A 15,312-nucleotide genomic window follows, 5' to 3' on the forward strand; every position below is an offset into this window, starting at 1 on the left:
TTATGCTTCTCCTTCCGGATCGGAAAGAATCTGAAGTGCCGTCACGAGCGAATCCTGTTCTCCCTTTGCCACGAGATCCGCGCTGTTCACTAATTCATTGACGCCTTCTGCCAGGTCGCCCTGATAGAGGACGACGTTATTCAGGATTGACAACGTCTCCATATGGCGCAGCCGGCCGATGACCATGAGGATGCCCGATTCCATATCATCGGCTACGATGCCTTTTTCTGACCAGAAGGCCTCGGTCCTGGCATTGTCATCCATATAAAATCCGTCATGGGAGCGGATGATGCCATAAGAGGCCCGGGGAGCGTATTTATGAGCCAGTGCCAGGAGCCGGTAGGAAGGCACGGCCGGATATATTTCCGGTACATACTTGCGGGACAGTCCGTCATCGCGGACAACGCCTTCGGCAATCACCAGCTGTCCTAAGGGAATGTGGTGCTGCATGGCCCCGGCAGAGCCGACACGGATTGCCCGCTTTATGCCGACATTGTGCATTTCTTCTACGGCAATCCCCGCTGAAGGTGCTCCGATTCCCGTAGACATGGCCAGTATCTTTTTCCCTTTGTATGTGCCCACAATGGATTTATACTCCCGGTTATACGCCCAGGGAATGACATGGTCCATCAACTTGGCAATCGTATCTACCCGTGCCGGATCGCCCATGATTATGGCGGAATCCGTATCAATGTCTTTGGTCAGCTGGGTATGGGGCTGGGGAATTTCTTTTTCTTCCATCATATATCCTTCTTTCGTTCCCGGTTACCGGATCGTAATGCGGCCCTGTGGTCTGGCATAGGTATCGCCAACGGTTCCTCCCAGGGCTTCCTTAATATAATTGCGGACAGCATCTACATCGAGATAATCGACATCACCGACAGTTACCTTGTCAGGGTCGGTCAGTGCCGAATAGGTATCACCGCCCGATGTCAGATAGTCCGGAACGACGATGCAGTACGTGTCATCGGGATTAAACGATCTGCCACCCACTTTTGTAATCGTCACGCGGCTTCCCGGTTTTGCCGGACTGTAATAGGTGGAATGAGGATATACGGTCCCTTTGGCATAGGGTATGCGTGTATCGACTGTATACTCAATGCCCGCTACCTGCGGGAACGCGCCAATGGCCTGAGGCGTCGTACACGTTGCGGCTTCCAGGATTTCCAGCAGCGTCGATCCTTTCATGGTCACGTACTGCAGATAGTTATGATAGGGCATGACGAGCAGCAAATCGTTTTCTGTGATTTTTCCTTTATTGATAGAAGCCCGGATACTGCCACCGTTCATAATCGCGCCATCAACGCGGGTATGGGTTAACACCGTTGCCTGACGCACCTGCCACAGGAAAGCATCTGCCAGGAAATCGCCTAAATTGGTTTCTTCTGTCCGCACACCAGGGGCACGGGTACCATCCAGCGTCGCAGCTGTCGTGCCGACCACACTGGCTAATCGCCTGTTAATACGGGCCTGTGCCTTGTCTACCATCGCTTTTACTTTGGGATCTTCTTTATTATAGCGTCCATAGGGATACAGGTCTTCTTTCCATGTCCCATCGACGTTCTGAATCACGCCGATGTTGGCCATATGCGCCCCCGTTTCGGCCAGGAGAGCGCCGTTTATGGTGCGGTTCTTTACGACATGATCGTGACCATCTATAAAAATGTCAATCCCCTTAACGTGATTGAGTACATCATCCGAGCGGTCACCGGCTGCATCGGGTGCACTGCCCAGATGTCCCAGGGCTATGACCAGATCACAGTTCTCATTCTTCAAGGCATTGACTTCTTTCTGAGCTGCCGTATACATATTATCTCTGGCCAGGAACGTCAGTCCCCGCGTGCTCTTCGGATTGGAAGTCGTTACCGTCGAAGGCGTCGTCAGGCCAAATACGCCAATATTCAGATTTCCTTTCCGGATAATAGCGTGAGTCTTCGGTGTAAATGGTTTCCCCGTGGCATCTACCATAATATTGGCCGACATAACGGGAAAGTGAGCCTGTTTGATGCGCTGTTGTGTCACATCTGCCCCATAGTCAAATTCGTGATTGCCCAGGGTCATGGCATCGTACCCCGTGGCATTCATAAAATCAATGGCTGTTTTCCCCTTGCTCAGATTGACCAGGTTATTGTCCTGGATAGCATCACCGGCATCGAGAAGCACTACCTGTTTCCCCTGTGCCTCGAAATCCTTTTTGAGTGCCGCAACGGTTGCCATGCCATTGACGCCATCAGCCCGCTGGTCATAGCCATGGGTATCATTGGTATGCATAATGACCAGATGAGAATAATCGGCTGCAAAGGCTGAACTGAACAGACAGGTCAGTGCCAGTGTCAGTGCCGCTGTTTTCCGTTTCATACGTATCACCCCTGATTGTATTATTCTGACATCATATATATTATAAAGTACACTATAATGACACTTTTATTATACACGATATGGGCGGAACATCCAGACACTTTTTTACAAAAATTTTACGTAATCACAATTCATGACATCCAGAATCATCCATGGAGCAGTGTAAACGACTCTTTATTGTAATCGATGAGCCCATCCCGTTTCATCCTGCCTAATTCGGCCGACATGGCTGAACGGTCTACAGATAGAAAATCGGCCAGCTGCTGCCGGTTAAATTCAATAGAAAATGTATCTTTTCCCCTTTTTCTTGCTTCATGGGATAAATAAGCCATCAGTTTCTGCCGCGTAGAACGCTGCGACATATAACGTATCTTTTCTGTCAGCACTAGATTTTTTCCGGCAAGAACAGCCAGGAGATTAGCCGCCAGCGTTTTCTGACTTTCTGTCAGCGTCGTACGGCCGCCCAGAACATGGCGGAGATCAATGAACAGGATTTCACTCTTTTCTACGACCATGACATCGACAGCAGAGCAGGAACCGGGAAGGCTGGCAAATGCTTCGGCGAACATGCCCCCTGCCGGAACGGAGGCCAGGATATTACGATTTCCCCAATAATCTTCCTGCATGATATGAACACTGCCGTAAAGGACGATACCCAGGGAATGCACTTCATCACCGGCATAAATAACAAAATTCCCTTTGTCATAGGAACGCACACGACCGCCCAGGCTTTGCAGGAGGCCTTCAATTTCCGTTTCATCAAGCCCCCGGAACAAGGCTGAATTTTTTAATACTCTTATCTTTTGATCCATATTGCACCTCATTGTTAGAATAACAACAGATTTTTCCTTCTTATTGTACTATACTAACAATGTAAACATAAAGTGGCATATACAAAAATATATGATAAAAGCAGATGTCTTTTGGAGGAAATCCCGATGAAACGTAAAATCATTCATATCGATCAGAGTAAATGCAATGGATGCGGTGCCTGCGCCCGGGCCTGCCATGAAGGAGCTATTGCCATGATAAGTGGCAAAGCTACGCTGATCCGCGACGATTACTGTGACGGTCTGGGCGACTGTCTGCCGCATTGCCCGACCGATGCCATTACATTCGAAGAACGGGAAGCCGCCCCTTACGATGCACAGGCCGTAGCTGAACACAAAAATTCCGGCAGTACCGGGATAGGATGTCCCGGCAGCCGCATGCAAACCCTGCATCAGGAACACACCGGCTGTCCCGGTCAGAAAAGCCAGGTACTGGCAGGAACCGATGATGCAGTACCATCCGTACAGCCTTCTCTTTCCCGGCTCCGCCAATGGCCGGTACAAATCAAACTGGTACCAGCCCACGCACCGTATTTTAATGATGCCCGCCTCCTTATTGCTGCTGATTGCACGGCCTATGCGTACGGACGCTTCCATGAAGATTTCATTAAGAATCACATTACTCTCATTGGCTGTCCCAAACTGGACGATATAGACTATTCGGAAAAACTGACAGAAATCATCCGCAGCAATGATATCAAAGAAGTAACGATTGTCCGCATGGAAGTCCCCTGCTGCGGCGGACTGGAAATGGCGGCAAAAAAAGCGTTACAGCAAAGCGGAAAGTTCATCCCCTGGCGGGTAGTCACTATTTCCCTTGATGGAAACATATTAGATGATTAAACACCTCCTGATACATAAAAAGAAACTGTCATACGAAGCAAATTTCGTACGACAGTTTCTTTTTTTTTACTGTACATCTACATTCCACTCTTCTTTTAAAGTGGAAAGGCACATAAATGTCTGTGATGAGGCGACAGTCGGGATTTCATTGAGTTCTTCCATGAGGAAGTGTTCCAGGTCATCCGGTGTCTTGACCAGTACCTTCAACAGGTAATCAAAAGCGCCTACGACGTGATGGCATTCCAGCACCTGATTAAATTCGACTACCTTCTGGCGGAATTCTTCTACATCCCCGGACCGTTCCAGGTTGACCATGATGAAGGCCGTGACGTTATAGCCCGTCTTGCGGCGGCTGATTTTAGCCCCGTATCCTTCAATAATGCCATTGTGTTCCATCTTACGGATCCGTTCTGAAACAGCAGGTATCGAAAGGCCGACAATCTTACTGATTTCCGTAGCCGAGGCCTTGCCATTCTTCTTTAAAATCGTCAGGATTTTTTCATCAATATGATCCATTCAGGTTACATCCCCCTTACGTTAGTTAATGCAAGATTAAAAGATTTCTGCATACATATATTATCTTACATTATAAAGGAAATGTAAATATATAATTTAAAATTTATTGAATTCATTTATAATCAATCGTATAACGCGAGCATGAGTATCATACATAACTCACTGCGCCAGGTGAAAATCTTTATTCAGATCGGAAAAATGGTCCTTAAACCCGTCTGTCATGTAAACCGTGCCATCCTCCGCCGTTATTTCGCCTTCTGCGCCATCGAGATTTTTAAGGAATTCCATTCCCTTTTCCGGTCCCAGGACAAAAATAATCGTCGTAAACATGTCGCTTAGCATGCCGGCGTGATCAACATTTCCGGCAATGACGACAGAATCACTCATAACTCCCGAACGGGACGGCCGGCCTGTCCGCGGATCAAAAATATGATGATAGCGGATGCCATTCTGAATGAAGTACCGTTCGTAATCGCCTGATGTTCCCAGTGCCTGATTTTCAATGGTAACGATACCCAGATACGTATCGGGAGATTCGTTCCGGGGATGGCGGATGCCGATTTTCCAGGGCTTGTCCTTACTCGTCCTGCCAACAGCATACATAGAGCTGGCCCCCATGTTGATAAGTCCGCTCTGAATGTGGTGGGCTTCGTAGATTTTACGTACTTCATCGACAGCAAACCCTTTGGCGATTCCACCAAGATCCAGACTCATTCCTTCTTTTGCCAGCATGATACTATGATCTTCCGGCCTGAGCAGGATATCCTTATAATTTACCAGAGCCAGGGCCGAAGCTATCTCTGCATCAGATGGTACATGCTGGTCATCATTGCCAATATCCCACAACTTCGTGATGACACCGACACTGATATCCCAGGCTCCCTGTGTCTTTTCCGAGTACTCTTTTGAGATAGCAATCATTTCATAGACAGCGGGATCCACCTGGACATAGTCATGACCTGCCGCTGCATTGATGCGGCTTACATCACTGTCCGGATTCTGGGCACTGGCCAGATGATCGAGCTGCTGTACCCGTCCGAGGCCTTCTTCGACGGCCTCTTTTGCTTCTTTTCCTTCTGCCCGCAGCTGAATCGTCGTATCCATGGCTATGGTACTCTTATTATAAGACTGCTCCGGGCGTAAAGAACACCCGGAGCAGCTCATAACGATCAAAAGCGCAGCCATGCTGAGATAACGGGCATAGCGTTTCAGATCCATATGTTAACCTACGTTTTCTTTCGTTTCTTCTTTCTTGTAGACACCTTTAATCATTTCGCCAATAGCGCCGGTCGGGCACTTGGTCAGGCAGGTTGCATTGTCACAATGGTGGCAGACATCCTGATTGACGACAGCGAGATGGTCGATAATCTTGATGGCTTCTTCGTCTTTGTGCGAGCAGTTGCGCATGCAGGAACCGCAGCCCAGGCAGAGGGCTTTGCAGTTCTTCATAGCCGGAGCGCCGAAATCTTTGGAGCTGCAGCTTACGCTTACTTTTGCACTGACAGGAAGCAGTTCAATTACGTGATTCGGGCAGACACTGGCGCATTTGCCACAGCCGGTGCAGATGTCTTTGTTGACATGAGGCAGGCCGTTTTCACCCATTGTCATAGCACCAAAGGGACAGCTGCGTACGCAGTTGCCAAATCCAAGGCAGCCAAATTTACAGAATTTCGGGCCCTGCTGTACCAGTTTGGCAGCAGCACAGTCGTGTACGCCTTTGTATTCAAAAGCGAGTTTGGCAATGCCATTGCCGCCACGGCATTTTACATGGGCATATTTCGGTTCCGTTGCTTCGGCGACTTTCCCTGTCAGTTTGGCAACGACGGCAGCGACAGCTGCTTTGCCAGGTACGCAGAGATTAGGCGGAACATCGGGATCGAGAACGACAGCTTCAGCATATTTCGCACAACCGGCAAAACCACAGGCACCGCACTGGCCTTGCGGCAGTGCTTCTTTGACTTCGCCGATGAGCGGATTTTCTTCCATGGCAAACTTCTTATCTGCAGAAGCCAGGACAAAGCCAAATACGAGGCCAATGCAGGTCAGAATGACGACAGCCATGATCGCGGTTAATGTATAATCCATGATCTAGTACATCTCCTTTTCTCCGTTATATCATACCGGAAAAGCCGAGGAATGCCAGGGACAGCATACCAGCTACAACGAAGGCAATCGGTGTACCTTTGAGCGGTTCCGGTACATCAGCATAATCCAGTTTTTCACGGCAGCTGGCCATGAGGATCAGAGCCAGTGCAAAGCCAAGGCCGGCACCAATGGCAAATACGATGTTTTCAACGAAGTTGTAATTGTTGGTAACGCTGATGACAGGAACGGACAGAACGATACAGTTCGTTGCAATCAGCATCAGGTAAATCCCCCACATGTTATACAGTGTCGGAGATTCTTTCTTGATGACAATTTCCAATAGCTGTACGAAACTGGCAATCAGAATGACGAACGAAATCGTACGCAGGAATTCCAGATGAAGCGGAACGAGGACCTGCGTATAAAGCAGCCAGGCCAGGATTGTACTCAGGGTAATGACGGACGTTACGGCAAAGCCCATCCCGACGGATGCATTTAAGTTCTTGGAAACGCCGAAGAAGATACACAGGCCCAGGAACTTGGTCAATACGAAGTTGTTGATGAGAACAGCTCCGATAAACAGCGTAAAATATGCGCCCATTATCCTTCAACCCCTTTCAGTTGTCTCTGTTTTTCAACATGCTTGTTCCAGATCTTGAAGCCGGCCATGATGAAACCGATGAGCATGAAAGCTCCCGGCGGCAGGGCCATGATCAGTGCAGGCTGATAAGACTGTCCGAATACGGACATGCCAAAGAATGTACCATTGCCGAGGATTTCACGGATAAAGGAAATGAGGAACATAGCAATCGTAAAGCCGATGCCCATGCCCATGCCATCGAGGAAGGAAACGACGACGCCATTCTTGGAAGCAACCGATTCTGCACGGGCGAGGATGATAGCAAATACGACGACCAGGTCGAGGTATACGCCCAGAGCTTTATAGAGGTCCGGAGCATAGGCCTGCAGGAACAACTGTACGCACGTTACGATGGTAGCAATACAGGTGATGTATACAGGGATACGGACTTTTTTGTTAATCAATTTGTGGATAATCGAAACTACCGTGTTGTTGGCGGTAATAACGAACCATACTGTACAACCCATAGTCAGACCATTGACGACACTGGTTGTAACGGCGAGGCCCGGGCACAGGCTCAAGGCCAGGACGAAGTACGGGTTTTCTTCAATAATGCCTCTAGTAAATACTTTCCAAAGATTCATTATCATTTACCCCCTAACTGTGCTGCTTTTTCAACAGCCTCTTTTACGCCTTTTGTAAAGGCCCGGGAAGAAATGGTGGCACCCGTCATAGCCTGAATTTTATCTTTTTCAGAGGCATTTTTGGTAACTTCCAGATTTGCTGCTTTTTTGCCTTTGAACTGGTCTTTGAACGGGGATTTAGCACCTCTGTCGCCGAGGCCCGGAGTTTCATTGGCTTCGAGAACCGTGTAATCGATAACCGTGCCATCCATGGAAACGGCGGTCAGCATTTTGATCGGTCCGCCATATCCTTTCGGAGCCGTCGGAATGATATACGCTACTTTCTGTCCGCCCTTCTGAGCGATGAACGTATCCGTTTCACCAGGAACCGGGACGAACTGGTCTGCATCGACCAGGGCTTTCATGGAATCCTGTTTCATCTGTTCTGCTTTCGCTGCAGCAGTCGGGCCGGTAATGAAGAATACGAGACCGATGATACAGCCGGAAACGAGGCACGTGCAAACCAGATTCATAGCGATTTTGAAAATACCGCTCTTGTTATTGTCTGCCATTTTATTTAGCCCCCTTTGCCTTTACTTCACCGAAGACGGTCGGTTTGACGAGACGGTCAATCAGCGGAGTCAGTGTATTCATGAGCAGGATGGAATAGCAAACGCCTTCCGGATACCCGCCGAGTACACGGATCAGTACGGTAATAAGACCGGCACCCAGTGCAAAGATGATCTGGCCTTTCAGCGTAATCGGAGCCGTGACCATATCTGTTGCCATGAAGAATGCGCCGATGATGAGGCCGCCGGCCATCATTTCAAATACAGCAACATTGGGGCTGTAAATAATAGCCGTAAGAACGCCGACAGTCGCAATCATAACAACCGGGACCTGCCATTTGACATAGCCTCTCCAGATCAGGTAGAGACCGCCGAGGATCAGCAGGACCGTGCAGGTTTCACCAGCGGAACCACTGCGCATACCAAAGAACATCTGCTGATACACTGTACCCCAGTCGGTAGCATTGAACGCGTTGAACAGTGCATCCTGACCGCCGTGTTTAAAGGCATTCAGCGGTGTAGGGCCGGCAACGGCATTGACAGCAGCGCTGCCATCCATGTTGGTCCATGTCGTCATGGCAATCGGCCAGGAAACCATCAGGCCGGCACGACCGACGTGAGCCGGGTTAAAGAGGTTGTAACCAAGGCCGCCCATAGACTGTTTACATACGACGATAGCCAGGAAAGAACCGACGATGCTCATCCACCAGGGAAGGCTCGGCGGGCAGCACATCGCCAGCAGGAGGCCGGTGATAACGGCACTGCCATCGGTGATGGTGACTTTCTTGTGCAGTGCTTTTTCCCATAAAAATTCAAAAATAACTGCAGAAACAACTGCAACGACCATGTTAAGAAGTGCATTGGCACCGAAATAGTAAACGCCGAACGCAGCAGCCGGTACGAGAGCAGCTACAACATTCCACATAATCTTAGGAATGCTTTCGTTACAGCGAACATGCGGTGAAGATGATACAGTAAGATTTAATTCCTGCATGTCTTTAGCATCCTTTCCTATAGTTTGTCCTTTCGCTTCTGGACTCATGATATCCCTTCTTCCAATTATTTCTTAGCCTTTTGCGCATCGGCTTTGGCCTGTGCTGCTCTCTGCATAGCTTTGCATTGTGCCTTGGCGTTGCGGATATACTGGACAATATTGCGTTTAGCCGGGCAGGTATAGACGCAGCTGCCGCATTCTACGCAGTTCATGACGCCGTATTCCATGCATTTATCCCATGCCTGGCAGGAAGAGAAGATGCTCAGCTGACTCGGGATAAGACCCATCGGACATGCTTCTACGCAGCGGCCGCAACGGATGCACGGAGATTCTTCGCCAACCTGGCATTTTTCAGGCGATAATGCGAGAATACCGGATGCACCTTTGGTAATAGGAACATCGAGCTGGTACTGGGCAAGACCCATCATCGGGCCACCGCCGATTACACGGTCCGGAGTCTGGGAGAAGCCGCCGCAGTAGTCGATGACTTCCTGGAACAGCGTACCAATACGGAGGTTCAGGTTTTTCGGTTCTTTGATGCAGTCGCCGGTTACCGTCGTCAGACGGGAGATGAACGGGATACCATGGCATACGGCATCGGTAACAGCAATGACTGTACCGACGTTGCTCACGACGCATCCGACATTCATGGGCAGTCCGCCCGGTTCTACCTGGCGGCCCGTCATGGCTTCAATCATCATTTTTTCAGCGCCCTGTGGATACTTTGTGACACAAGGCTGAACCGTAACTTCCGGAATGTCTTTGAAGGCTTCCGTCAGTTTGGCGATAGCTTCAGGTTTGTTATCTTCAATTCCGATATACCCCTGATGTACACCCAGTGCTTTCATGATGATCTGGACGCCCGTTACCAGTTTCTGGACATATTCATCTTCTACCATGGCGCGGTAGTCGCATGTCAGATACGGTTCGCATTCGGCACCATTGACAATGAAAGTATCGACAGGTTTGTTCGGTGTGAATTTTACATGAGCAGGGAATGTAGCGCCACCGCAGCCTACGACGCCTGCTTTTTTGATCAGTTCGATGATTTCCTTGCTTTCGAGCTTCGTCCAGTCCCGTTCCTGGGGAATGCCGTCAGCCCATTCATCCTTACCATCCGATTTGATGACAACAGCCATGCATTTGACCATCATGTTGTGTGGCATGGGAGCTACCTTGACAACATCACCGGAAATAGAAGCATGGATGTCAGCATGGAGAAAAGCGTCGCTCGTACCAATGAGCTGCCCTTTCTTGACATGATCGCCAACCTTGACTGTCGGAGTGCAAGGAGCGCCAAAATGCTGGCTCATCGGGATGACTACTTGATCCGGTATTGCTGGGGTTTCTATGGCTTTATCTTTTGCATAGATTTTGCCATCGTCAGGATGAACCCCACCTCTTTTAAAGGTTTTCAACATCAAAAATCACCTCATTAAATATATAATGAAAAATAAAAACATTAAGCAACCAATTTAGAGAAGCGATACGTTTTCCGGCCTGGCATATCTCTTGTCTGTCAAAAACCTGTCGAATAACTTGACGCCTCTACAAGACGGCATGATAGCCGCGATGCCGCCGGTGAATTCCGACTGCACTATATCGTATCCCAAAGGGGTGCTTACAAATCCGGCAATCACTAAGTGACCGCTTTTTTAAAAGCAGATGAAGGGCCGTCGTGGCCATAATCATCCACTTTCAATCGCTACCATTATATCATCATCTCCTGTATTATTCAATGTGAAAATTATAGCAAGCTCCGGCTCCATTTTGAGTCTTCAGCGTGCTGTTCCGCATGATTATCGACTTTTGTCCTTAAATATTTTTCCTATTTTGCATACGAATTATGCGTATTTTATATACGACAAACCCCTGTATTCATCGTATATCCATGACTAATGAATACACATTTGTTATATGTATACCGGCCTTTGACTGATGCATACGTCGTTTGTGAAATTTTAGAACAAAGTACTATATCAGGAAGTAACAATAAATCCAGCTTAAACGCTAAACTCTTTCGCAAAATACAAGCGTTTTCATAAAAAAATACTGCCCCGCCGGATAAAACGGAGCAGTACAGTACAAGACGGTTTATTTATTTTTTAAATCCAGTGCCGTCGAAATCAGCCCTTTGAATAACGGATGGGCCTTTGTCGGACGGGATTTAAATTCCGGATGGAACTGGCAGCCGACAAAATACGGATGATCCGGGAGTTCTACGATTTCAACCAGCCGGTCGTCAGGAGATGTCCCCGAAATGACCAGTCCGGCCTTCGTGAGTTCTGTGCGGTACTTGTTATTGAATTCCCAGCGATGACGGTGCCGTTCGTAAATGAGATCCTGCCCATAGACTTCCCGTGCTTTCGTCCCTTCTGCCAGCTTGCAGGGGTATAAGCCCAGACGCATCGTGCCGCCCTTGTTGGAAATATCCACCTGATCCGGCATGAGGTCGATGACCGGGAATTCGGCGTCTTCCTGGAATTCCGAACTCGTAGCTCCTTTAAGGCCTACGACGTTGCGGGCAAATTCCATGACAGCACACTGCATGCCCAGGCATAGTCCCAGGTAAGGAATCTTATGTTCCCGTGCATACTGGACCGTTTTAATCTTGCCTTCTACACCACGGTTGCCGAATCCGCCAGGTACGACAATTCCGTCTACATCCTTAAATACTTCGTCGAGATTGACATCAGCCGGTTCCAGCGTTTCCGAATCAATCCACTTGATATGTACTTTTGTCTTGTAAGCATAACCGGCATGGCTCAATGCTTCTGCTACGCTCAGGTACGCATCGTGAAGTGCTACATATTTACCTACGAGAGCGATGGTGAGATCATGTTCCGTATGGTAGATGGCATGAACCATCTTTTTCCAGTCTTCCATATCGCATGGTTTATCAGGCAGAGCCAGTTTTTCCAGTACAATACGGTCCAGCCCTTCTTCGGAAAGGAGCAGCGGTACTTCATAGATGCTGTCCAGGGTCTTATTTTCGATAACGGCATCCTTATCAATATCACAGAACAGAGCCAGTTTATCTTTCATTTCATCAGACAGCGGCCGTTCCGTACGGCAGACGATGATATCCGGCTGGATACCGATGCCCCGCAATTCTTTTACACTATGCTGCGTCGGTTTTGTCTTCAATTCGCCGGCAGCCCCGATATAAGGAACCAGTGTGACGTGAATATAAAGCACATCGTTGCGGCCTACTTCTTTCTTTATCTGCCGGATGGCTTCCAGGAACGGCAGGCTTTCGATATCACCGACGGTACCGCCGATTTCGGTAATGACGACATCGGCATTGTCATCGTCGCCAACACGGTATACGCGGTTTTTGATTTCATTGGTAATGTGGGGAATGACCTGTACCGTGTGGCCCAGATAATCACCGCGCCGTTCTTTCTGCAGCACAGACCAGTATATCTTGCCAGTCGTGACATTGGAATTTTTACCCAGATTGATATCAATGAACCGTTCGTAATGACCTAAATCCAAATCTGTTTCTGTGCCGTCATCGGTGACAAAGACTTCACCGTGCTGATAAGGGCTCATCGTACCGGGGTCTACATTGATATAGGGGTCAAACTTCTGAATCGTAACTTTGAAACCACGGTTCTTCAGGAGACGGCCCAGTGCCGCCGCAGTAATCCCTTTACCGAGTGATGAAACAACCCCGCCTGTCACAAATATGTATTTAGCCATAATTCCTCCCTGCTGAGCATGACTGCTCGTAGACTGATAAAGTACTGTAAGATGCCGCGACTGCGGCAGGAAATCATAAGGTATATTATATTACATTTTTTCAGGAGCAGAAACCCCTAAAATAGCCAGACACCCGGCAATAGTAATGCGGACGGCCGTAACCAGTGCCAGTCTTGCTTTTTCCAGGTCCTTGTCGGACTGGATGACATGGCAGTGATTATAAAAATTATGGAACAGGCTGGCCAGTTCATGAGCAAAATGGGCTATGCGGTGCGGAGCCCGTTCCCGTGCGGCAATCTGGATTTCTTCGGGGAATGCCGCCATTTTCTTGATCAGTTCCAGTTCCTGCGGTTCCTGCAGCGTATCCCAGACCACATCCGACCAGTCTTCCGGAATCGTGCCGCCGGCTTCTTCGATTTGTTTATAAATGCTATAAATCCGTGCATGGGCGTACTGGATATAGTAGACAGGATTTTCATTGCTGTGGGACTTTGCCAGATCCAGATCAAAATCCAGCTGCGTATCCAGGGACCGCATGATGAAGAAATACCGTGCCGCATCGGTCCCGACTTCTTCAATCAGTTCGTTCAGCGTAATCGCCTGGCCGGTTCGTTTGCTCATCTTCACGGGCTTGCCGTCGCGGAACAGGCTGACCATCTGCAGCAGCAGCACTTCCAGCTGGGACGGGTCATACCCGAGAGCCGCCATAGACGCTTTGACACGGGCTACGTATCCATGATGATCGGCGCCCCAGATGTTGATCATTTTCCTGAAGCCCCGTTCATATTTATTCTTATGATAGGCAATATCCGCAGCCAGATACGTCGGTACTCCGTTATCGCGGATGATAACCCGGTCTTTGTCATCGCCGTAATCCGTCGATTTCAGCCAGAGGGCACCGTCTTTTTCGTAAGCTTTGCCCCGTTTTTTTAATTCATCACAAGCCGCACGGATGGCATCGGGATGAAGGGTCCGTTCGCTGAACCAGTTGTCATAGTGGACATTGAACGCAGCCAGATCCTGACGCAGTGCCTTCAGTTTTTCCGCATAGGCCCGGTCTTTAAAATAGGCCAGCCGTTCCGGTTCTGCCATGGATAAATACGCATCCCCGTCCTGGTCAATAATGGCCTGTGCCGTTTCAATGATGTCATGGCCATGATACCCGTTTTCTGGGATTTCCGAAGGGTATCCCAGCAGTTCCAGATAGCGGGCATTGACGGAAGCAGCCAGATTGTCCATCTGGTTTCCGGCATCATTGATATAATATTCAGCCTGTACATTATAACCAGCCTTGCGCAGCAGATTGACGAGAGCGCTGCCATAAGCGGCGCCACGGCCATGGCCGACATGAAGCGGCCCTGTCGGATTGGCACTGACGTATTCGACCTGTACCGTATCGTCATCCCGCAGCTTTGCCTGTCCGTACTGTTCACCTGCAGACAGGATCTGGCGGAGCGTATCATAAATCACTGTATGATTCAAAAAGAAATTGATAAAGCCGGCACCGGCGATTTCCGCCTTGTTCAGCCAGGAATAATCCATCTGTTCCACAATAGCGCGGGCAATCAGCTGTGGGGATTTATGGGCGATGCGCGCCGACTGCATAGCAATATTTGTCGCAAAATCGCCAAACTTCTTCTGGGGAGGTACTTCGAGCACGACTTCGGGGTATTCTCCCTGAGGCAGCGTGCCCGCCCTGACCGCTCTGTCCAGAGCTTCCTGTATGCCTTGCTTTACTAACTCTTTCATTTCCATTACGTATGATCCTCCTGCACATCAATAGACAGCTGATTATAATTGGACGCAAAACCATCGATTGTCACATCATAGCCCAGTTCGATATGTCCCGTACCCTCTGACAGATCAGACCGGCACACATAAGTCTTCAGCGTGACCGGCAGCCTTCCCAGGGGCGTATCGTACCACGAATGGGTTTCCCTGCCCGGCCAGTATTCCTGACGCTGCTGCATCTTCCCTGTCCGTACCAGTACGACATTGCCATTATCCAGGACCTTGATGATGGTAGTTACTCCTTCAAGACCTGTGATTTCGCTTTCGGCATATATGATATACTGGGTATCTTTTTTCCTATAATATTTACCCTCCGATACGAGCTCCATTTTCAGCTCCTGACCTTGTTCATTGCGCTGGATGCTCGTAACGCTTACGACAACGGGTTTCACGGAATTCCAACCTTTCTTTTTTTATT

Annotated in this window: 15 protein-coding genes; 1 reads left to right on the top strand and 14 read right to left on the bottom strand. The window is 49.0% G+C overall.

From position 1 onward, the window contains the following. From DW949_RS00885 to DW949_RS00895, 3 genes are all read right to left on the bottom strand, one after another. Nucleotides 1–744 carry a nucleoside phosphorylase gene (locus DW949_RS00885; protein WP_118021399.1) on the bottom strand — a complete coding sequence of 248 codons (744 nt, stop codon included), beginning with the start codon at nt 742–744 and terminating at the stop codon, nt 1–3. Nucleotides 745–765: 21 nt separating this feature from the next. Then, entirely contained in the window at nt 766–2,358 is a 1,593-nt protein-coding gene (locus DW949_RS00890; protein ID WP_118021400.1) for a bifunctional UDP-sugar hydrolase/5'-nucleotidase, read from the bottom strand. Nucleotides 2,359–2,504: 146 nt separating this feature from the next. Next, nucleotides 2,505–3,170, bottom strand: a complete 666-nt coding sequence (locus DW949_RS00895; protein ID WP_118021401.1) for a Crp/Fnr family transcriptional regulator — start codon at nt 3,168–3,170, stop codon at nt 2,505–2,507. A 126-nt stretch (nt 3,171–3,296) separates the two neighbouring features. On the opposite strand from DW949_RS00895, the gene DW949_RS00900 reads away from it, so the two are divergent. Then, on the top strand, nt 3,297–4,031 hold the full coding sequence (locus DW949_RS00900) for an ATP-binding protein (RefSeq protein ID WP_118021402.1): 735 nt from the start codon (nt 3,297–3,299) through the stop codon (nt 4,029–4,031). 66 nt (nt 4,032–4,097) lie between these two features. Here DW949_RS00900 and DW949_RS00905 read toward each other — a convergent pair whose 3' ends face one another. The 11 genes from DW949_RS00905 to DW949_RS00955 form a co-directional block, all read right to left on the bottom strand. Beyond that, nucleotides 4,098–4,547 (bottom strand): Lrp/AsnC family transcriptional regulator, encoded by a 450-nt coding sequence (locus tag DW949_RS00905; protein WP_118021403.1) that lies wholly within the window; start codon nt 4,545–4,547, stop codon nt 4,098–4,100. Between the two features lie 159 nt (nt 4,548–4,706). Next, a complete protein-coding gene (locus DW949_RS00910) occupies nt 4,707–5,651 on the bottom strand; it encodes an FAD:protein FMN transferase (protein WP_118021634.1) in 945 nt (314 codons plus the stop codon). A 117-nt stretch (nt 5,652–5,768) separates the two neighbouring features. After that, complete coding sequence (gene rnfB, locus DW949_RS00915; RefSeq protein WP_118021404.1) at nt 5,769–6,632, bottom strand: RnfABCDGE type electron transport complex subunit B; 864 nt, start codon at nt 6,630–6,632, stop codon at nt 5,769–5,771. A 25-nt stretch (nt 6,633–6,657) separates the two neighbouring features. Then, nucleotides 6,658–7,233 (bottom strand): electron transport complex protein RnfA, encoded by a 576-nt coding sequence (locus DW949_RS00920; RefSeq protein ID WP_118021405.1) that lies wholly within the window; start codon nt 7,231–7,233, stop codon nt 6,658–6,660. Next, nucleotides 7,233–7,856: an electron transport complex subunit RsxE gene (rsxE, locus tag DW949_RS00925; RefSeq protein ID WP_118021406.1), complete on the bottom strand. Its 624-nt coding sequence runs from the start codon at nt 7,854–7,856 to the stop codon at nt 7,233–7,235. The genes DW949_RS00920 and rsxE overlap by 1 nt, the downstream gene beginning before the upstream one ends. A gap of 2 nt (nt 7,857–7,858) precedes the next feature. Next, entirely contained in the window at nt 7,859–8,407 is a 549-nt protein-coding gene (locus DW949_RS00930) for an RnfABCDGE type electron transport complex subunit G (RefSeq protein WP_118021407.1), read from the bottom strand. A 1-nt stretch (nt 8,408) separates the two neighbouring features. Next, entirely contained in the window at nt 8,409–9,446 is a 1,038-nt protein-coding gene (locus tag DW949_RS00935; RefSeq protein ID WP_118021408.1) for an RnfABCDGE type electron transport complex subunit D, read from the bottom strand. A gap of 17 nt (nt 9,447–9,463) precedes the next feature. Further along, nucleotides 9,464–10,819, bottom strand: coding sequence for an electron transport complex subunit RsxC (rsxC, locus tag DW949_RS00940; protein ID WP_118021409.1), 1,356 nt, complete (start codon nt 10,817–10,819; stop codon nt 9,464–9,466). Nucleotides 10,820–11,492: 673 nt separating this feature from the next. Beyond that, nucleotides 11,493–13,103, bottom strand: a complete 1,611-nt coding sequence (locus tag DW949_RS00945) for a CTP synthase (RefSeq protein ID WP_118021410.1) — start codon at nt 13,101–13,103, stop codon at nt 11,493–11,495. A 90-nt stretch (nt 13,104–13,193) separates the two neighbouring features. After that, complete coding sequence (argS, locus tag DW949_RS00950) at nt 13,194–14,858, bottom strand: arginine--tRNA ligase (RefSeq protein WP_118021411.1); 1,665 nt, start codon at nt 14,856–14,858, stop codon at nt 13,194–13,196. Further along, nucleotides 14,858–15,286, bottom strand: coding sequence for a DUF1934 domain-containing protein (locus DW949_RS00955; protein ID WP_118021412.1), 429 nt, complete (start codon nt 15,284–15,286; stop codon nt 14,858–14,860). Before DW949_RS00955 ends, argS begins: the two co-directional genes overlap by 1 nt. Nucleotides 15,287–15,312 lie beyond the last annotated feature (26 nt).

The sequence above is a fragment of the Megasphaera sp. AM44-1BH genome (genome assembly GCF_003467125.1).
Taxonomy (GTDB): Bacteria; Bacillota; Negativicutes; order Veillonellales; family Megasphaeraceae; genus Megasphaera.